This window comes from Burkholderia sp. RF7-non_BP4, from assembly GCF_001521935.1.
GTDB lineage: Bacteria > Pseudomonadota > Gammaproteobacteria > Burkholderiales > Burkholderiaceae > Burkholderia > Burkholderia diffusa.
The window spans coordinates 173,635-193,369 of the sequence record NZ_LOTA01000087.1; the positions used below are offsets into that span (position 1 = coordinate 173,635).

Here is a 19,735-nt window from a genome sequence, read left to right on the forward strand (position 1 = left end):
AACCCGCCATGAAACTCGTCATTGGAGACAAGAATTACTCGTCGTGGTCGATGCGGCCGTGGCTGCTGCTCGCGCATTTCGGCATCCCGTTCGACGAGATCGCAATCGAGCTGCGCCGCGACGACACGGCTGCACGCATCCGCGAGTATTCGCCGACCGGCAAGGTGCCGTGCCTGATCGACGACCATGGCGTCGCGATCTGGGATTCGCTCGCGATCGCCGAGACGCTCGCCGAGCGCTATCCGCAGTTCCCGATGTGGCCGGCCGATCCGCTCGATCGCGTGCATGCGCGCTGCATCTCGGCCGAGATGCACTCGGGCTTCGCCGCGCTGCGCACGCAGATGGGGATGAACGTGCGCGCGTCGATGCCGGGACGCGGCGCGACGCCCGATGCGCTCGCCGACGTCGCGCGCATCGACGCGCTGTGGAGCGCGTGTATCGAGGCATCGGGCGGCCCGTTCCTGTTCGGTGAATTCGGCATCGCCGATGCGATGTATGCGCCCGTCGTGATGCGTTTCAACACGTATGCGCCGGCGTTGTCGCCGGAGGCGGCCGGGTATGCCGCGCGCGTGACGGCGCTGCCGGCGGTGCAGCGCTGGATCGATGCCGCGCGCCGCGAAACCAACGTGATCGCCGAATACGAACCGACGCCATGAACATCTACGCAGTAGGCGGAGCGATCCGCGACGAATTGCTCGGTGTGCCGGTGCAGGACCGCGACTACGTGGTGGTGGGCGCGACGCCCGAGCAGATGGCCGCGCAGGGCTTCCGGCCGGTCGGCAAGGATTTCCCCGTGTTCCTGCATCCGGACACGCAGGAGGAATACGCGCTCGCGCGCACCGAGCGCAAGACGGCGGCCGGCTATCACGGCTTCCAGTTCTACTACGCGCCGGACGTGACGCTCGACGAGGATCTCGCGCGGCGCGACCTGACGATCAACGCGATGGCGCGTGAAGTGAGCCCGGAGGGCGCGCTGATCGGCCCGGTGATCGATCCGTTCGACGGACAGGCCGACCTGCGTGCACGTGTGTTCCGGCACGTGGGCGACGCGTTCGTCGAGGATCCGGTGCGGATCCTGCGGATCGCGCGCTTTGCGGCGCGCTTCGCGGATTTCACGGTCGCGGACGACACGCTCGCGCTGATGCGGCGGATGGTCGACGCGGGCGAAGCGGACGCGCTGGTGCCCGAGCGCGTGTGGCAGGAGATCGCGCGCGGGCTGATGGAGGCGAAGCCGTCGCGGATGTTCGCGGTGCTGCGCGAGTGCGGCGCGCTCGCGCGCATCCTGCCCGAGGTCGACGCGCTGTGGGGCGTGCCGCAGCGCGCGGACTACCACCCGGAAGTCGACACGGGCGTGCACGTGATGATGGTCGTCGACTACGCGGCGAAGCAGGGCTACTCGCTGCCGGTGCGCTTCGCGGCGCTTACGCACGATCTCGGCAAGGCGACGACGCCCGCCGACGTGCTGCCGCGCCATGTCGGCCACGAAGGCCGCAGCGTCGATCTCATCAAGCCGCTGTGCGAGCGGCTGCGCGTGCCGAACGAGTGCCGCGATCTCGCGCTGGTGGTCGCGCGCGAGCACGGCAACCTGCATCGCGTGATGGAAATGGGTGCGGCCGCGCTGGTGCGGCTCTTCGAGCGCAGCGATGCGCTGCGCAAGCCCGCGCGCTTCGCCGAAATGCTGCAGGCGTGCGAATCGGATGCGCGCGGCCGGCTCGGGCTCGACACGCAGCCGTATCCGCAGGCCGAGCGGCTGCGCGTGGCGCTGGTGGCGGCGCGCAGCGTCGACGCGGGCGCGATCGCGCGCGGCGTCGGCAACGATGCGATGCAGATCAAGGACGCCGTGCATCGCGCGCGCATCGAGGCCGTCAAGCAGGCGCTGGCGATCGGGGAATAGTGCTGCGGAAGCGCCGGGTGGCGTGGTGCGCCGCCCGGCCGCCAGCCGTCATTTCTTCGTGCGGGCGGCGGCGCGGCGGGCCGGGGTGGCGACAGCCGGACGTTTGCCGGCGGCCGCGCGCGGCTTCCCGGCTGCCGGCCTGGCCATCGCGCGGGCCGGCGTGTCGGCAGGCATGTCGGCGGGCGCGGCCGCGAGCGAATCCGCATCGCGCTCGCGCTTCGGTGCGGGTTTGCGGCGGCTCACGCGCGGTTCGCCCGGCGCCGCGCCGGCATCGCGTGCGAGCAGTCTGATCTTCATCGCCTCGGATCCCAGCTCGGCACCGTTGTCGTCGAACAGCGGCAGCGTGCCGACCGCGATCATTTCGGCGGGCCCGTCGCCCACGTTCGCGACGCGGTGGCGCTTCCGCGCGTCGAAGTGCAGCGAGTCGCCGGCAGACAGCGGGTAATCCTTCTTGCCGATCGTGTAGCAGAGCCGGCCGGTCAGCACGTAGACGAACTCGTCGCCGCCGTGCGCGACCCATTCCGAACGGTAGCCCTCCATCATCCGGACCTTGAGCGCGTTGATCTGACTGCCGTCGAAGGTGGTGGACAGCCGCTCGTACCATTGCGACGCGGCATCGACCGCGTACGGTTCGCGGCGCCCCGCGTGCGAGTCGGGTTGCGCCTGGCGCGGCTGGTCGATCAGCGTGCCGAGCGGCACGTTCAGCGCCTTCGCGACGTTGACGAGCGACGAGAGCGAAATGCCGGTGAGGTGGCGCTCGACCTGCGACAGGAACCCGACCGACAGGTTCGCTTCGGTCGCGACTTCCAGCAGCGTTTTCTTCGCTTCCCGGCGCAGGCGGCGAATGCGCTGGCCGATACGCATGATGTCTGAATCCATGAATCTCTTTCGTGGCAACGAGTCGCAACGCGAGCGGAGGGGCGGTGCCGTCGCCGGGATGCGGCATTCCGCGAATCGCACGAAGCACGGCCGTCGGGACGACGATGCCGGCGCATTGTACCGCGTACGCCGGCGCCCGGCCGCCTCGCGCCAAGCGGGGCCGCGGGGGGCCGCTTGGGGCCGCGCCGCCGTCGCGCGCGGCGCCGGTAATTTTAGCCCTACGAAAATTTTGGCTTGACCTCGTTTTCAGCGTGCTCTAGATTCTGTCGCTCGCATCAAACAAAGTTAAGTGAGACAAAAATTTTCCCGAAAATCCGTCGATGGAACGGCGCCGCGGCGCGCCAGGCACGCGCCGGCGCGTGACGCCGCCGGCGGACGACAACAATCAATAGCGGGCATCCGATGATCGATCGACTGAAATACAGCTTCTCCGGCCTTCCCTCGTACGACGCGTCCGTCGCCGACACGCAGGCCGGTCTGTCGCGACTGCTCGACGCCGCCCGGCTCGACGCGGTCGTGGTCACGTCGCAGGACGAGTACATCACCGAATACCTGCCGCGCAGCAACAACCCGCGCTACGCGCTGTCGGGCTTCGACGGCTCGGCCGGCTGCGGGATCTTCCTGAGCGCGGCGACCGCGCAGGCGCTCGGCGTGCCGCCGTTCGTGCTGTTCGTCGACGGCCGCTATCACCTGCAGGCCGAACAGCAGTGCGATCCGGCGCGCGTGCGCGTCGAAAAGCTCGGGATGAACGTGACGATCTGGCAGGCGCTGGCCGACTGGCTGCTCGCGCACGCGAGCCGGCTCGCGCGGGTCGGCTACGACGCGCTGCGGATCAGCGTCGCGCAGCGCGACCGGCTGGTCGAGCGCACGCAGGCGGCGTCGCTCGACTGGACGAGCCTCGTCGAGCGCGAGATCGACCGCGCGATCGCGCTGCCGGGCTGGGTGGTCGAGCGGCCGATCTTCGAGCTGCCGGACGCGATGACCGGCGCGAGCGTCGCGCAGAACCTCGACGCGCTGAACCGGCGGCTCGCCGCGCACACCGGCGCGGCGCCCGGCAAGACCGCGTTCTTCACGTGCGCGTCGGACGATCTCGCGTACCTGCTGAACAGCCGCGGCTATCACATCCCGAATGCGTCGTCGCACCTGGGCTTCCTGTTCGCGGTCGGCGAGCAGGTCGCGCTGTTCCTGCCGGAAGGCTGCGACCGCTGCCCGGTCGAACTGGCGTCGTATCCGGCGCTGCACGTGATCCGGCGCGACTTCGCCGAACTCGAGCGCTTCCTCGCGCAATTCGCGGTCGACCACGCGTGTTACGGCTTCGAATCGGTCAACTGCGCGCTCGTCGAGTCGGTGCGCCGCGTGTGGCCGCACGCGCGCCACGCCGATTTCAACCCGGTGGAGGCGCTGCGGGCCGGCAAGACGCCGGCCGTGCTCGACCGGTTCCGCGACGCGTTCGCGCGCAGTTCGGCGGCGATTGCCGAAACGATGCGCTGGGCGAAGGTCGGCGAGCCGGGGCGGCGCCATACCGAGTACGACCTGGCCCGCACGATCAACGACGCGTACGGCGCCCGCTCGGCGGTCGCGCTGACGTTCCCGTCGATCGCGGCGAACGGCGCGAACAGCGCGTTCGCGCATTACACGGCGGCGAGCGCCGACGTCGAGCTGACCGAAGGCGAACTCGTGCTGCTCGACAGCGGCGCGTACTACGACGCCGGTTTCGCGACGGACTGCACGCGCGTCGTGCTGCGTCGCACGCGGCCGGAGACGGTCGCGCAGCCGTGGCAGCGCGAGATCTACACGGTCGCGCTGAAGGCGTGCATCAAGGGGCTCGTCACGCGTTTCCCGAAGACGGCGACGGGCGGCGACGTCGATGCGGCGGTGCGCCAGGTGTGCCGCGACCACGGCTACGATTTCGGCCACGGCACCGGGCACGGCGTCGGGATCCACGTGCACGAGGGCGGCGTGCGGTTCGCGCCGGGCGCGAAGTACGGGCTGGTGCCGAACGCGGTGATTTCGGTCGAACCGGGCATCTACGTGCCGGGCAAGGGCGGCGTGCGGATCGAGAACATCGTGATCGTGCGCGCGGACGACGACGCGTCGGACACCGTGGCGTTCGAGAACATCGTCACGGTCGGCTACGACTGGGACCTGATCGACGTCGAATTGCTGAACGACGACGAGCGTGCGTACCTGCGCGACTACGAACGGCTTTGCGTGGAACGCGGCACGCAGGTCACCGCGTGTCCGCTGCTGTAAGACGGGGAAGGGGCGCGCGGCCGCGGCAGGGCCGCGCGATGCGTTGGCGTGATCGGTACGTCAGTGGAATCGGGGCAGTCGGTACAGTCGGGGCATCAGCGCATCAACGCATCAGCGCATCAGCGCCGACACACGCCCGTCGGGGCCATAGACACCGGCCGGCGCGGGCGCGGAGCGCAGCACCGCGAGCGCGCGCTCGTTGTAGTCCATCCGGATCCGGATCAGCATCCCGTTGGTCGCATTGGCCTTGCGCGCGCGTTCGGCGGCCTGCAGCAGCAACTGCCAGCGGCCGGCGAGGCGGGCATCGCGCTCGGCGGCCTGGTCCATCCCTTTCTTGCCGGCCGGAAAGCCGAGCGCGGACAACTGCGTGTCGCGCGTGCGCTCGAGCTGCGCGAGCCGGTCGATCAACGCGCTTTTCTTCTCGACGATGCCGGGCAGCATTTCAAGCGGCTCCGGCGTCGTCAGTGCCTTTTCCTCGTAGGCGAGCAGGGACGCGAACGCTTCGACCGTCGCGTGTTCGTCGTTGACCGTGGCCAGCAGCTCTTCTCTCATCGCGTCATGCTCGTCGCGCCGGCACGCGTGTCCGCATGCCGGCAAACCAGGGGACCGGTCCGGGCGTGACGGGCCCCGGGCCGGCTCAGTTGCCCTGCGAGCGCTGCTGTTGCAGCAGGTCGCGGGCGGTATTCAGTACGCCGTCGGCGATCTTGTGCACGTCGATCGTCAACGTGCCGTTGTTCAGCGCGTCCTTGATCGACTGGACGAGGGCCGTGTCGATGTCGGCGCTGCCGGAGGCCGACAGCGAACGCAGCTGGCCGGACAGACCCGACAGGTTCACGGTCGTGTCGCCGCCGGTCGATCCTGCGTCGGCCGCCTGCGCGGACGACGACGAAGCCGCGCCGGATTGCGCGCGGGTCGCGCCGTTGCCGGTCGACGCGAGTGGGCTCGGGTTCGGAGTGGAATCGATCTTCACGATGGGTTTCCTGTACGGTATGACCCAGATAACGGCCGGGTCGGCCCGAACTTTAGCATCGTGAGCCCGACATTCTCCGAATAAACAATTCTTTGCAATCTTGCGGCGCGATCCGTCCCTATAGCGGAATTTCCACGGTCCCGGCGTCCTTGACGATCGCCGTGACGATCTGGCCCGCCGCCATCCTGACCCGCACCGACTGGCCCGGCGCCGCATTCGCGAGCGCGCTGCCCTCGGCCGAGATCGTGAAGCCGGGCCCGGCCGCGACGACCCGCACCGTCTGGCCGGCCGTCACCGACGCGGCGCTCTTCAGCATGTCCTGGCGCAGCGGCAGCCCGGCCGAGATCCGGGCCAGCGCGGTCGCGCCGACCGCCTGCGCGGGATCGGTGATCACCGCCAGCGGCAGCACCGTCAGGTCGCCGTCGCGCGCGACGAGGTCGGCCGCGGTGAGCGGCTCGCCCGGCGCGATCTGCCGCGCGGCGACGTAATAAGTCGCTTGCACGGCGACCTTCGCCTGCAGATAGACGGTCCACGGCCGCTCGCCGGCGCAGCGCACGCCGACCGTCGTGCGGCCCCACAGGCGCGCGCCGGTCGGCAGGAACGGCTCGAGCGTCGTGCACGCGGCGAGCCCGCGCGGGAACGCGGTCGCGACGGTCGCGGTGGTCTTGCCCGGCAGGCCCGCGATCTGCTGCTGCAGGAACGCGAGGGCCGTGCGCCGGATCGCGTCGGGGTCCTGCTGGCCGGCCGGCGTGGCCGGCTGGGACGCCGCGGTGGCCTGGGCCGGGTTGGTGGTAGCGGCCGGCGCGCGCGGCGCCGGCGCGGCTGAAGCGGCCCGGGCCGCGGCCATGCGCGCGGCAATGGCCGGTCGCGCGGAATTCGCGGGATTTGCGGAATTCGCGGGATTCGATGCGGGCTCGGCCGTACCGGCGACGACGGTCGCGACGGCACCCGGATCGGCGGCGCGCCGTGCGCCATCGCCCGCGTTCGTGCGCGCGGCGGCGTAGACGGGGCGCGGCGCGGGTGCCGGCACGGCGGCGGGCGGCGGGACGCTCGTCACGACCATCGAGCCGGCCGGCAGCGCCGCAGAGCCGGCCGAGGCCGCGCCGGTCACGCCGGCGCCACCACCCGCGCCAACGGCACCGCCCGCCATCGCCATGCCCGTACCCGAAGCCGTGCCCGCATTCCCGCCGAACTGCCCGCCGCTCGCCGCGTTCGCATGCGCGAGCGCGGTTTCGGCCGTCTCGCCGCGTCCGGGAATCACGATCATCCCGTCGTCCGCGTGCGCAAGCGGCACCGCGAGCCACAGCGCCGCGGCGAGCGCGAACGCCCGCGCCATGCGCGTGCCGCGTCCGTCGTTTCCGCGAAGTGCGCCTGTCATCGCCGTGTCCTCGAAGCCGTTGATCCGATTCGCATTCTAGGGAGCCCGGCCGTCGCGCAAACGATGAATAGAGGGGGCCTTTGCCGCGTTATTCGTCCGATTGCCGGTTGCGCCCGACGCCTACCATCGCTGTCATGGAAAAAAGCCCCTTGGGTCGCCATCCGGCGCAAGGGGGCGTGCAGCGCTTCATACGGAGAGACGCACACATGCTGGACAAACTCGATGCCGAATTCGCGTTCGGCCGACAGGCGCTCGACGTGCGCGCCTATCGGCAGGAACTGCTGTCGTCGAACATCGCGAACGCCGACACGCCCGGCTACCAGGCCCGCGACGTCGACTTCGCGTCGACCCTCGCGCGCTCGCTGAAGCAGACCGGCGGCGGCCTCGCGCCGAGCAACGCCACGCAGCTGCCGATGGCGCAGCCGGCCGGCGTGACGAGCGGGATGACGATGGTGTCGACGGCGCCCGGCCACATGGCCGGCACCGCGAAGCTGATTCCGACGGGCGGCCCGGCCGACGACTACGGTCGCGCGCAGTACCGGATGCCGCTGCAGCCGTCGCTCGACGGCAACACGGTCGATCTCGACGTCGAGCGCGTGCAGTTCGCGAACAACGCGCTGCACTACGAAACCGGGATGACCGTGATGACCCAGCAGATCAAGGCGATGATCGCCGCGATCTCGACGAACTCGTAAGCGCGCGCCGCTTCGCCCCGAACAAGGAGCCCCCATGCCCTCGTTGATGAACATCTTCGGCGTCGCCGGTTCGGCGCTGTCCGCGCAATCGCAGCGCCTGAACGTCACCGCGTCGAACCTCGCGAACGCCGACAGCGCGACCGGCCCCGACGGCAAGCCGTACAAGGCCAAGCAGGTCGTGTTCGCGACCGACCCGATCGGCGGCGCGCGCACCGCGTCCGGCCAGGGCGTCGGCGGCGTGCGCGTGACCAGGGTGGTCGACGATCCGTCGCCGATGAAGTCGACCTACGACCCGGCGAACCCGGCCGCCGACGCGAACGGCTACGTGCAGATGCCGAACGTCGATCCGGTGCAGGAGATGGTGAACATGATCTCGGCGTCGCGCTCGTACCAGGCCAACGTCGAGACGCTGAACACCGCGAAGACGCTGATGCTCAAGACGCTGACGATCGGCACGTAAGCCGCGCGCCGAGCGTCCTTCCCCACCGAGACCCAGACCCGACAGTTCCGACACAAGGCCACCCAGGATGACTTCCACCAGCACGACGATCGGCAGCAACGGCACCAACGTGTCGACCCTGCCGACCGACACGATGAACACCAACAACGTGTCGACGAACGGCACGTCGGCGAGCGACCTGCAGGCGACGTTCCTGAAGCTGCTCGTCACGCAGCTGCAGAACCAGGATCCGACGAGCCCGGTCGACAGCTCGCAGATGACGTCGCAGCTCGCGCAGATCAACACGGTGAGCGGCATCGCGCAGCTGAACACGTCGCTCACGTCGCTGTCGACGCAGCTCGCGGCGGGCCAGCAGACGCAGGCCGCGCTGCTGATCGGCACGAACGTGCTCGCGCCGGGCAACGGCGTCGCGGTGAAGAGCGGCGCGGCGTCGCCGTTCGGCGTGTCGCTCGCGAACGACGTGTCGAACCTGACGATCACCGTGAAGAACAGCTCGGGCGTCGTCGTCAACACGATCAACGCAGGCAAGCAGTCGGCCGGCACGGTGCCGTTCAACTGGACGCCGACCGATGCGGCCGGCAACGCGCTGCCGGACGGCAAGTACACCGTGAGCGCGCAGTACACGGGCTCGGACGGCAAGACCTATGCGCCGACCGTGCTCGCGGCCGCGCAGGTGCAGAGCGTGATCAAGCAGGCCGACGGCACGGCGGGGCTCGTGCTGTCGAACGGCACGACGGTGGGCTTGACCCAGGTCGCGTCGATCTTCCCGAACACCGCGTCGTCGTCGTCCGGCGGCACGACCACCACCAACTGATCCAGATTTCTCGAAAACGGAGACCGAAATGGGTTATCAACAGGGTCTGAGCGGCCTCGCCGGCGCATCGAACGCGCTCGACGTGATCGGCAACAACATCGCGAACGCGAACACGGTCGGCTTCAAGTCGAGCACCGCGCAGTTCTCCGACATGTACGCGAACTCGGTCGCGACGTCGGTCAACACGCAAATCGGGATCGGTACGACGCTCGCCTCGGTGCAGCAGCAGTTCGGCCAGGGCACGATCAACACGACGAACTCGTCGCTCGACGTCGCGATCAACGGCAACGGCTTCTTCCAGATGTCGAACAACGGCGTGACGACGTACTCGCGCGACGGCACGTTCCAGCGCGACAAGAACGGCTTCATCGTCGACTCGCAAGGCCGTAACCTGATGGGTTACGCGGCCAACACGGGCGGCGTGGTCAACACCGCGCAGACCGTGCCGCTGCAAGCGCCGACCAGCAACATCGCGCCGACCGCGACGACCAAGATCGCCGGCCAGTTCAACCTGAACTCGCAGGACACGGTGCCGACCAAGACGCCGTTCAGCGCGACCGACACCACGACGTACAACTACTCGACGTCGATCCAGGTGTACGACTCGCTCGGCGGCTCGCAGGCGGTCAACATGTATTTCGTGAAGTCGGCGGCCGGCACGTGGGAAGCCTACGCGGGCGTGCAGGGCGGCGCCACGACGGACCTCGGCACGGTCACGTTCAACTCGTCCGGCGCGATCCAGAGCACGACGACGGGCACGCCGGCCGCGCCGACCGCCTCGCTCGGCCAGTTCCAGTTCACCGTCCCGAACACCGACGGTTCGGCGACGCCGCAGCAGCTCACGCTCGACCTGACCGGCACCACGCAGTACGGCGGCAAGGACGGCGTGAACAACCTCGCGCAGGACGGCTATGCGAGCGGCACGCTGACGACCTTCTCGATCGGCGCCGACGGCAAGCTGACCGGCAACTACTCGAACGGCCAGACGTCGGTGCTCGGCCAGATCGTGCTCGCGAACTTCAACAACCCGAACGGGCTCGTCAACCTCGGCGGCAACCAGTACGCCGAATCGTCCGCGTCGGGCGTGCCGCAGATTTCGTCGCCGGGCAGCACGAACCACGGTTCGCTGCAGGGCAGCGCGCTCGAGAACTCGAACGTCGACCTCACGTCGCAGCTCGTCAACCTGATCACCGCGCAGCGCAACTACCAGGCGAACGCGCAGACGATCAAGACGCAGCAGACCGTCGACCAGACGCTCATCAACCTGTAATGCGCGGATAACCGGCAGCCATGGACCGACTGATCTACACGGCGATGACGGGCGCGTCGCAGTCGCTCGACCAGCAGGCGATCGTCGCGAACAACCTCGCGAACGCGTCGACGACGGGCTTTCGCGCGCAGCTCGCGACCTATCGCGCGGTGCCGATGAATTTCGGCGACGGCAGCAACATCGACCCGACGACGACGCGCACCTACGTGCTCGCATCGACGCCCGGCGCGGATTACGCACCGGGCCCGATCACGCGCACCGGCAACCCGCTCGACGTCGCCGTGCAGGGCGCCGGCTGGCTGTCGGTGCAGGCCGCCGACGGCAGCGAGGCCTACACGCGTGCGGGCAACCTGCACGTCGATGAAAACGGCCAGCTCGTCAACGCGAGCAACCTGCCGGTGATCGGCAACGGCGGCCCGATCTCGGTGCCGCCGAACGCGGAAGTGACGATCGGCAAGGACGGCACGGTGTCGGCGCTGATGCCGGGCGATCCGCCGACGGCGGTCGCGATCATCGATCAGATGAAGCTCGTGAACCCGGACCCCGCCACGCTCACGCGCGGCAACGACGGGCTGTTCCGCACCGCCGACGGCAATCCGGCCGACACCGATCCGAACGTGGTCGTCACGCCGAATTCGCTCGAAGGCAGCAACGTGAACCCGGTGACCGCGATGGTCGCGATGATCGACAACGCACGGGCGTTCCAGCTGCAGTCCAAGCTGATCCAGACGGCCGACCAGAACGAGCAGTCGGCGAACCAGCTGCTCAACTTCAGCTGAGCGGCACGGCCCTCGCTACCAGGAGAAGATTCAACATGAACCGATCGCTCTACATCGCCGCCACCGGCATGAATGCGCAGCAGGCGCAGATGGACGTGATCTCGAACAACCTCGCGAACACCAGCACCAACGGCTTCAAGGCGTCGCGCGCGGTGTTCGAGGATCTGCTGTACCAGACCATCCGCCAGCCGGGCGCGAACTCGACGCAGCAGACCGAACTGCCGTCGGGCCTGCAGCTCGGCACCGGCGTGCAGCAGGTCGCGACCGAGCGCCTGTACACGCAGGGCGGCCTCACGCAGACCGGCAACTCGAAGGACGTCGCGATCAACGGAGCGGGCTTCTTCCAGGTGCTGATGCCGGACGGCACGAACGCATACACGCGCGACGGCTCGTTCCAGACCAACGCGCAGGGCCAGCTCGTCACGTCGAGCGGCTACCAGATCCTGCCGGCGATCACCGTGCCGCAGAACGCGCAGTCGCTGACGATCGGCAAGGACGGCGTCGTGTCGGTCACGCAGCCGGGCTCGAGCAACGCGGTGCAGATCGGCTCGCTGCAGATCGCGACCTTCATCAACCCGGCCGGCCTCGAGGCGAAGGGCGAGAACCTGTTCGCCGAGACCACGTCGTCGGGCGCGCCGAACGTGTCGCAGCCGGGCCTGAACGGCGCGGGCGTGCTCAACCAGGGCTATGTCGAGGCGTCGAACGTGAACGTCGTGCAGGAGCTCGTCAACATGATTCAGACGCAGCGCGCGTACGAGATCAACAGCAAGGCCGTGACGACGTCCGACCAGATGCTGCAGACCGTCACGCAGATGAAGAGCTAACCGGAAAGTCCCGTCGTCGCCATGAAGCAGGTTCGCCTCCTCCCGTCAGCCTCCGTCCGCGCCGCGTGCGCGGTCGCGGTGGCCGCGCTCGCCGGTTGCGCGCAGATTCCGCGCGACCCGATCATCCAGCAGCCGATGACGGCGCAGCCGCCGGCGCCGATGGCGATGCAGGCGCCCGGCTCGATCTACAACCCGGGCTACGCGGGCCGGCCGCTGTTCGAGGATCAGCGGCCGCGCAACGTCGGTGACATCCTGACGATCGTGATCGCGGAGAACATCAACGCGACCAAGTCGTCGGGCGCGAACACCAACCGCGCGGGCGACACCAGCTTCAACGTGCCGACGGCCGGCTTCCTCGGCGGGCTGTTCGCGAAGGCGAACCTGTCGGCGGCCGGCAACAACAAGTTCGCGGCGACCGGCGGCGCCAGCGCGGCGAACACGTTCAACGGCACGATCACGGTGACCGTCACCAACGTGCTGCCGAACGGCAATCTCGTCGTCAGCGGCGAGAAGCAGATGCTGATCAACCAGGGCAACGAGTTCGTGCGCTTCTCCGGGGTCGTCAACCCGAACACGATCTCGGGCGCGAACTCGGTCTACTCGACGCAGGTGGCCGACGCGCGGATCGAATACTCGGCGAAGGGCTACATCAACGAAGCCGAGACGATGGGGTGGCTGCAGCGCTTCTTCCTCAACATCGCACCGTGGTGACGACGATGCAGCAGCCTCTTTTCCACCGCCTGTCGTCCCGTGTGTCGCGCGTGCCCGCCGTCGCGCGGCTCGCCGCCGCGTTCGTGCTGGTCGCATGCGCGCTCGGCGCGGCGCCCGCGCACGCGGAGCGCCTGAAGGACCTCGCGCAGATCCAGGGCGTGCGCGACAACCCGCTGATCGGCTATGGCCTCGTCGTCGGTCTCGACGGCACGGGCGACCAGACGATGCAGACGCCGTTCACGACGCAGACGCTCGCGAACATGCTCGCGAACCTCGGCATCTCGATCAACAACGGCTCGGCGAACGGCGGCACGTCGTCGCTGAACAACATGCAGCTGAAGAACGTCGCGGCCGTGATGGTCACCGCGACGCTGCCGCCGTTCGCGCGGCCGGGCGAGGCGCTCGACGTGACGGTTTCGTCGCTCGGCAACGCGAAGAGCCTGCGCGGCGGCACGCTGCTGCTCACGCCGCTGAAGGGCGCGGACGGCCAGGTGTACGCGCTCGCGCAGGGCAACATGGCGGTCGGCGGCGCGGGGGCGAGCGCGAACGGCAGCCGCGTGCAGGTGAACCAGCTCGCGGCCGGCCGGATCGTCGGCGGCGCGATCGTCGAGCGCTCGGTGCCGAACGCGATCGCGCAGATGAACGGCGTGCTGCAGCTGCAGCTGAACGACATGGACTACGGCACCGCGCAGCGGATCGTGTCCGCGGTCAATTCGAGCTTCGGCCCGGGCACCGCGACGGCGCTCGACGGCCGCACGATCCAGCTCGCCGCGCCGGCCGATTCCGCGCAGCAGGTCGCGTTCATGGCGCGCCTGCAGAACCTCGACGTGAGCCCGGACAAGGCCGCCGCGAAGGTGATCCTGAACGCGCGCACCGGCTCGATCGTGATGAACCAGATGGTCACGCTGCAAAGCTGCGCGGTCGCGCACGGCAACCTGTCGGTGGTCGTCAACACGCAGCCCGTGGTGTCGCAGCCGGGGCCGTTCTCGAACGGGCAGACGGTGGTCGCGCAGCAATCGCAGATCCAGCTGAAGCAGGACAACGGCGCGCTGAAGATGGTGACGGCCGGCGCGAATCTCGCCGATGTCGTGAAGGCGCTGAACACGCTCGGCGCGACGCCGGCGGACCTGATGTCGATCCTGCAGGCGATGAAGGCGGCCGGCGCGCTGCGCGCCGATCTGGAGATCATCTAAATGGCAGCTACTCTCCCGAACGCAAACGACCTGACGCAGCGCTTCGCCCTCGACGTGCAGGGCTTCGACGCGCTGCGCGCGCAGGCGAAGCAGTCGCCGCAGGCCGGCGCGAAGGCGGTCGCGGGCCAGTTCGACGCGATGTTCACGCAGATGATGCTCAAGAGCATGCGCGACGCGTCGCCCGACGGCGGGCTGCTCGATTCGCACACGTCGAAGATGTACACGTCGATGCTCGACCAGCAGCTCGCGCAGCAGATGTCGAAGCGCGGGATCGGCGTGGCCGACGCGCTGATGAAGCAGCTGCTGCGCAACGCGGGGCAGGGCACGGGCGGCGACACGGCGGCCGACGCCGGCGCGGCCGGGCTCGGCGCGGTGGGCCTGGGTGCGGCCGGCTCGGGCACGTCGGGTAACGAAGGCAGCCTCGCCGCGATGAACGCGATGGCGCGGGCCTACGCGAACGCGGCAAACAACGGCGGCCTCGCCGGCGCGCGCGGCTACACGGCCGGCAGCGCGCTGACGCCGCCGCTGAAGGGCGCGAGCGGCGCGCAGGACGCCGACGCGTTCGTCGACCGGCTCGCCGCCCCGGCGCAGGCGGCGAGCGCGACCACCGGCATTCCGGCGCGCTTCATCGTGGGCCAGGCCGCGCTCGAATCGGGCTGGGGCAAGCGCGAGATCCGCGCGAGCGACGGCTCGACGAGCTACAACGTGTTCGGCATCAAGGCGAACAAGGGCTGGACGGGCCGCACGGTGTCGGCGCTGACGACCGAATACGTGAACGGCGCGCCGCGCCGCGTCGTCGCGAAGTTCCGCGCGTACGATTCGTACGAGCACGCGATGACCGATTATGCGAACCTGCTGAAGAACAACCCGCGCTACGCGGGCGTGCTGAGCGCGAGCCGCAGCGTCGAGGGCTTCGCGCACGGGCTGCAGAAGGCCGGCTACGCGACCGACCCGAATTACGCGAAGAAGCTGATCTCGATCATGCAGCAGATCGGTTGACGGGGCAGGGGCCGGAACGGCCCCGCCTGCCGCCCATTCTTGCAGTCTTACGGACCGCGCCCGGCACCCCGCCGCGCGCGGTTTCAACGTTTGCGCGAAAAAAACCGCCAATTCGATCTAAACTTTCGGTGAGCACTGCCGCTAAGTGTGTGAGACCTGCAACCGGGCCATGTTCTGGCCCGGTTTTACTGCGCACCGGTCGCCCGGGCGCCCATGAAAAGAAAACCGGCTAGCCATGAATATCGAAACGTCGACCGATCCGAGCCTGGATGCGGGCCATTCCGGGCCCGACTATGCCCGCCGCAATCCGCTGGAGATCGGCGTGCAGCTGCGCAACCTCGTGAACCGCGGCGACTTCCTGACCGTCCAGTATCCGGGCGGCCAGCTCGTCACGCGCCTGCTCGAGGTCGACGTCGGCGCGCGCACGTTCACGTTCGACTGGGGCGCGCTGTCCGAGCAGAACGCCGGCATCCTCGGCGCGTCGCATTGCACGTTCGCGGCGGCGCCCGAAGGCGTGCGCGTCGAATTCACCACGAGCACGCCGCGCGAGACGCGCTACGAGGGGCTGCCCGCGTTCGTCGCCGATTTTCCCGACGTGCTGATGTGCATCCAGCGCCGCGAGTATTTCCGCGTCGATGCGCCGATCGTCGATCCGTTCCTGTGCCGCGGCAAGCTGCCGGACGGCGAGAGCTTCGTGTTCGAGGTGCATAACCTGTCGCTCGGCGGCGTCGGGCTGCGCACGGCCGACGAGCGTGTCGAGGCGCTCGAGGTCGGCACGCTGCTGCCGGAGGTCGAGCTCGAGCTGACCGGCCACGGCAAGCTGTCGCTCGACCTGCGGCTCGTGTCGCAGCGTTCGACGCAGATGCCGAACGGTTCGCGGCGCTTCCAGCTCGGTTTTCGCTTCATGTCGCTGCCGGGCAGCGCGGAGAACACGCTGCAGCGCCTGATCACGCAGCTCGAGATGAAGCGCCGCTCGCTCGCGCGGGCCTGACGTAATCCCTCTCGCGGCCCCGCCCGGGGCCGCTTTCGCACCGGCGCCGGCGGCGTCCGCCCGGCGGCTCGACACACGACGCGCACGCGCGCGTCGCACGCGCATTTTTCCCTCAATTTTTCCGATCCGCGGCCGTTATATCGGGAGTCACGCAACCCGGCGGCCGCAGCGCGGCCGGCTCATCAGGATCGCGCATGTCCAACACACTCATGAACCTCGGCGTCAGCGGCCTCAATGCCGCGCTCTGGGGCCTCACGACGACCGGTCAGAACATCAGCAACGCCGCCACGCCCGGCTATTCGGTCGAACGCCCGGTCTATGCCGAGGCGAGCGGCCAGTACACGTCGAGCGGCTACATGCCGCAGGGCGTGAACACCGTCACGGTGCAGCGGCAGTACAGCCAGTACCTGAGCGACCAGCTGAACAGCGCGCAGTCGCAGGGCGGCGCGCTGTCGACGTGGTATTCGCTCGTCGCGCAGCTGAACAACTACGTCGGCAGCCCGACGGCCGGGATCTCGACCGCGATCACCGGCTATTTCACCGGCTTGCAGAACGTGGCGAACAGCGCGGCCGATCCGTCGGTGCGGCAGACCGCGATCAGCAACGCGCAGATTCTCGCGAACCAGCTCAACGCGGCCGGCCAGCAGTACGACGCGCTGCGCCAGAGCGTGAATACGCAGCTCACCAGCACGGTGTCGCAGATCAACACGTACACCGCGCAGATCGCGAAGCTGAACCAGCAAATCTCGGCGGCGAGCAGCCAGGGGCAGCCGCCGAACCAGCTGATGGACCAGCGCGACCTCGCGGTGTCGAACCTGTCGAGCCTCGCAGGCGTGCAGGTGGTGCGCAACGACAGCGGCTACAGCGTGTTCCTCGCGGGCGGCCAGCCGCTCGTCCTCGCCGACAAGAGCTATCAGCTCGCGGCCGTCACGTCGCCGTCCGATCCGAGCGAACTGACCGTCGTGTCGCAGGGGATCGCCGGCGCGAACCCGCCAGGCCCGAACCAGGCGCTGCCGGATGCGTCGCTGTCGGGCGGCACGCTCGGTGGCCTGCTCGCGTTCCGCAGCCAGACGCTCAACCCCGCGCAGGCGCAACTCGGCGCGGTCGCGGCCAGCTTCGCCGCGCAGGTCAACGGGCAGAACGCGCTCGGCATCGATCTGTCCGGCAAGCCGGGCGGCAACCTGTTCACGGTGGCGGCCCCGGCCGTCTATTCGAATCAGGGCAACACCGGCAACGCATCGCTGTCCGTCTCGTTCGCCAATGCGTCGCAGCCGACGACGAGCGACTACACGCTGTCGTACGACGGCACGAACTACACGCTGACCGACCGCGCGAGCGGCGCGGTGGTCGACCAGAAGGCGGGGCCGATGCCGCTTTCGCTCGGCGGGCTGAACTTCTCGTTCTCGTCCGGCGCGATGAATGCCGGCGACCAGTTCACCGTGCTGCCGACGCGCGGCGCGCTGACGGGCTTCGGCCTCGCGACGACGAGCGGCTCGGCGATCGCGGCCGCGTCGCCGGCCATCACGTCGGCGTCGAGCACCAACATCGGCACCGGCAAGATCGCGCTGAGCGGGGTGAGCGCAGGCTACCAGGTGCCGTCGACGAAGCTGACCTACGACGCGGCGACGAAGTCGCTGTCGGGCTTCCCGGTCGGCACCACGGTGACGATCCCGGGCACGCCGCCGACGTCGGTGACGATCGCGAGTCCGACCGACCCCGTGCCGTACGACCCGTCGACCGGTGCGGCGATGACGATGTCCGGCGCGGCCGCCGGGGCGATGAACGGCGTGACCGTCACGCTGTCGGGCACGCCGTCGGACGGCGATTCGTTCACGATCGGACCGTACGCGGGCGGCACGAGCGACGGCAGCAACGCGCTCGCGCTGTCGAAGCTCGTCAACGCGAAGACGCTCGGCGGCGGCACGACGACGCTCACGGGCGCCTACGCGAACTACGTGAACAACATCGGCAACGCCGCGAGCCAGCTCAAGTCGTCGAGCACCGCACAGACGGCGCTGGTCGGCCAGATCACGTCCGCGCAGCAATCGGTGTCGGGCGTGAACCAGAACGAGGAAGCCGCGAACCTGATGCAGTACCAGCAGCTCTACCAGGCGAACGCGAAAGTGATCCAGACGGCGGCTTCGCTGTTCCAGACCGTGCTGGGCCTGTTCAGCTGAGCGGATTCGAGAGGATAGAAACGATGCGGATTTCCACGACCCAGTTCTACCAGCTGAACGTCGGCCAGATGAACGATCAGCAGGCCCAGCTCGCGCAGCTCTACCAGCAGATCTCGAGCGGCGTGAGCCTCACGACGCCGGCCGACAACCCGGTGGGCGCGGCGCAGGCCGTGCAGTTGTCGATGACGTCGGCCACGCTGTCGCAGTACGCGGCGAACCAGAGCACGGCACTCGCGTCGCTGCAGGCCGAGGACCAGACGCTGCAGAACGTCGGCACCGTGCTCGGCAGCGTCCAGTCGGTGATCGTGCGCGCCGGCGACGGGTCGCTCGCCGACAGCGACCGCGCGGCGCTCGCGACGCAGCTCGAGGGCTATCGCGACCAGTTGATGTCGCTCGCGAACGCGACGGACGGCGCGGGCAACTACCTGTTCGCCGGCTTCAAGAATGCGGCGGCGCCGTTCACGAAGAACGCGGCCGGCGGCATCAGCTACGTCGGCGATACGGGCACGCGCACGGTACAGATCGACGATTCGCGCAGCGTGCCGCAGGGCGACTCGGGCCTCGCGGTGTTCATGTCGGTGCAGGCGCTGGGCAGCTCGCCGGTCCAGGCGGCCGGCGCGAGCAACACGGGCACGGCCACCATCGGCAACGTCACGGTGACGGACCCGGCGGCCGCGACGAACGGCCATCAGTTCACGATCACCTTCGGTGGCACGGCGGCCGCGCCGACCTACACGGTGACCGACAATACGGCGTCGCCGCCGACGACCACGCCCGCGCAGGCCTACACGTCGGGCACCGCGATCGCGCTCGGCAGCGGGATGAAGGTGGCCGTGTCGGGCACGCCGGCGGTCAACGACACCTTTTCGGTCACGCCCGCGCCGCAGGCAAACGGGGTCGACGTGTTCTCGACGCTCGATTCGATGATCACGGCGTTGAAGACGCCCGTCACCGGCAACCAGACGGCGAGCGCCGCGCTGTCGAACGCGATGGGCACGGCCGCGACGAAGATCAACAACACGATGCGCAACGTCACGACGGTGCTGGCGTCGGTCGGCGGCCGCGAGCAGGAAGTCAAGGCGATGCAGGTCGTCAACCAGACCGCGGCGCTGCAGACGACCAGCAACCTGTCGGACCTGACCAGCACCAACATGGTGACGACCATCAGCCAGTACCTGCAGGTGCAGAACGCGTTGAGCGGCGCGCAGAAGGCGTATGCCCAGCTGCAGAACATGTCGCTGTTCCAGTACATCAATCCGTGATCCCCGCGGCATCCGCCACGATGTGAGCGCCCGCTTACATCGGGGCGGGCGCAGGCCGGCCGCCGTCGGCCTGCATCCGCGCGATCGTGCCGTCCGGCACCCCGCCCGGCGGGCACGACCGCCGCGCCGCGCCACCGCCGCGCCGGCGGTTCGCGCTTGCCAGCCCCATTTCCGCTCCGTAAACTC

At 69.1% G+C, this 19,735-nt stretch carries 19 protein-coding genes; 15 read left to right on the forward strand and 4 right to left on the reverse strand.

Annotated elements, in window-relative coordinates; all coding sequences use genetic code 11:
- The first annotated feature begins 8 nt into the window (after nt 1-8).
- Together WS49_RS27105 and WS49_RS27110 are read left to right on the forward strand one after the other, a co-directional pair.
- Entirely contained in the window at nt 9-656 is a 648-nt protein-coding gene (locus tag WS49_RS27105) for a glutathione S-transferase family protein (protein ID WP_059535069.1), read from the forward strand.
- Nucleotides 653-1,894 carry a multifunctional CCA addition/repair protein gene (locus tag WS49_RS27110; RefSeq protein ID WP_059535071.1) on the forward strand — a complete coding sequence of 414 codons (1,242 nt, stop codon included), beginning with the start codon at nt 653-655 and terminating at the stop codon, nt 1,892-1,894. Before WS49_RS27105 ends, WS49_RS27110 begins: the two co-directional genes overlap by 4 nt.
- A 48-nt stretch (nt 1,895-1,942) precedes the next feature.
- On the opposite strand, the gene WS49_RS27115 is transcribed toward WS49_RS27110, so the two are convergent.
- Complete coding sequence (locus tag WS49_RS27115; protein WP_059535073.1) at nt 1,943-2,773, reverse strand: helix-turn-helix domain-containing protein; 831 nt, start codon at nt 2,771-2,773, stop codon at nt 1,943-1,945.
- Between the two features lie 402 nt (nt 2,774-3,175).
- Here WS49_RS27115 and WS49_RS27120 point away from each other — a divergent pair, with 402 nt between their 5' ends.
- Nucleotides 3,176-5,026: a M24 family metallopeptidase gene (locus WS49_RS27120; protein WP_059535078.1), complete on the forward strand. Its 1,851-nt coding sequence runs from the start codon at nt 3,176-3,178 to the stop codon at nt 5,024-5,026.
- Nucleotides 5,027-5,137: 111 nt separating this feature from the next.
- Here WS49_RS27120 and WS49_RS27125 read toward each other — a convergent pair whose 3' ends face one another.
- From WS49_RS27125 to flgA, 3 genes are all read right to left on the reverse strand, one after another.
- Nucleotides 5,138-5,578, reverse strand: a complete 441-nt coding sequence (locus tag WS49_RS27125; RefSeq protein WP_059535134.1) for a flagella synthesis protein FlgN — start codon at nt 5,576-5,578, stop codon at nt 5,138-5,140.
- 85 nt (nt 5,579-5,663) lie between these two features.
- Nucleotides 5,664-5,996: a flagellar biosynthesis anti-sigma factor FlgM gene (gene flgM, locus WS49_RS27130; protein WP_059535080.1), complete on the reverse strand. Its 333-nt coding sequence runs from the start codon at nt 5,994-5,996 to the stop codon at nt 5,664-5,666.
- Nucleotides 5,997-6,114: 118 nt separating this feature from the next.
- Nucleotides 6,115-7,374 carry a flagellar basal body P-ring formation chaperone FlgA gene (flgA, locus tag WS49_RS27135; RefSeq protein WP_059535082.1) on the reverse strand — a complete coding sequence of 420 codons (1,260 nt, stop codon included), beginning with the start codon at nt 7,372-7,374 and terminating at the stop codon, nt 6,115-6,117.
- 206 nt (nt 7,375-7,580) lie between these two features.
- Here flgA and flgB point away from each other — a divergent pair, with 206 nt between their 5' ends.
- From flgB to flgL, 12 genes are all read left to right on the forward strand, one after another.
- Nucleotides 7,581-8,069: a flagellar basal body rod protein FlgB gene (gene flgB, locus WS49_RS27140; RefSeq protein ID WP_059535083.1), complete on the forward strand. Its 489-nt coding sequence runs from the start codon at nt 7,581-7,583 to the stop codon at nt 8,067-8,069.
- Nucleotides 8,070-8,103: 34 nt separating this feature from the next.
- Nucleotides 8,104-8,529 carry a flagellar basal body rod protein FlgC gene (gene flgC / locus WS49_RS27145; protein WP_059535085.1) on the forward strand — a complete coding sequence of 142 codons (426 nt, stop codon included), beginning with the start codon at nt 8,104-8,106 and terminating at the stop codon, nt 8,527-8,529.
- A gap of 67 nt (nt 8,530-8,596) precedes the next feature.
- Nucleotides 8,597-9,343, forward strand: a complete 747-nt coding sequence (locus WS49_RS27150; protein ID WP_059535087.1) for a flagellar hook assembly protein FlgD — start codon at nt 8,597-8,599, stop codon at nt 9,341-9,343.
- A 28-nt stretch (nt 9,344-9,371) separates the two neighbouring features.
- Nucleotides 9,372-10,613, forward strand: coding sequence for a flagellar hook protein FlgE (gene flgE / locus WS49_RS27155; RefSeq protein ID WP_059535089.1), 1,242 nt, complete (start codon nt 9,372-9,374; stop codon nt 10,611-10,613).
- Between the two features lie 20 nt (nt 10,614-10,633).
- On the forward strand, nt 10,634-11,392 hold the full coding sequence (gene flgF, locus WS49_RS27160) for a flagellar basal-body rod protein FlgF (protein ID WP_059535091.1): 759 nt from the start codon (nt 10,634-10,636) through the stop codon (nt 11,390-11,392).
- Nucleotides 11,393-11,427: 35 nt separating this feature from the next.
- Nucleotides 11,428-12,216 (forward strand): flagellar basal-body rod protein FlgG, encoded by a 789-nt coding sequence (gene flgG / locus WS49_RS27165; RefSeq protein WP_014895799.1) that lies wholly within the window; start codon nt 11,428-11,430, stop codon nt 12,214-12,216.
- A 21-nt stretch (nt 12,217-12,237) separates the two neighbouring features.
- On the forward strand, nt 12,238-12,927 hold the full coding sequence (flgH, locus tag WS49_RS27170; protein WP_059535093.1) for a flagellar basal body L-ring protein FlgH: 690 nt from the start codon (nt 12,238-12,240) through the stop codon (nt 12,925-12,927).
- Nucleotides 12,928-12,932: 5 nt separating this feature from the next.
- Nucleotides 12,933-14,120: a flagellar basal body P-ring protein FlgI gene (locus WS49_RS27175; RefSeq protein WP_059535136.1), complete on the forward strand. Its 1,188-nt coding sequence runs from the start codon at nt 12,933-12,935 to the stop codon at nt 14,118-14,120.
- A complete protein-coding gene (gene flgJ, locus WS49_RS27180) occupies nt 14,121-15,119 on the forward strand; it encodes a flagellar assembly peptidoglycan hydrolase FlgJ (protein ID WP_059535095.1) in 999 nt (332 codons plus the stop codon).
- A 235-nt stretch (nt 15,120-15,354) separates the two neighbouring features.
- A complete protein-coding gene (locus WS49_RS27185; RefSeq protein ID WP_059535097.1) occupies nt 15,355-16,110 on the forward strand; it encodes a flagellar brake protein in 756 nt (251 codons plus the stop codon).
- Nucleotides 16,111-16,304: 194 nt separating this feature from the next.
- Nucleotides 16,305-18,287, forward strand: coding sequence for a flagellar hook-associated protein FlgK (flgK, locus tag WS49_RS27190; RefSeq protein ID WP_059535098.1), 1,983 nt, complete (start codon nt 16,305-16,307; stop codon nt 18,285-18,287).
- 23 nt (nt 18,288-18,310) lie between these two features.
- Entirely contained in the window at nt 18,311-19,549 is a 1,239-nt protein-coding gene (gene flgL, locus WS49_RS27195; RefSeq protein WP_059535100.1) for a flagellar hook-associated protein FlgL, read from the forward strand.
- Nucleotides 19,550-19,735 lie beyond the last annotated feature (186 nt).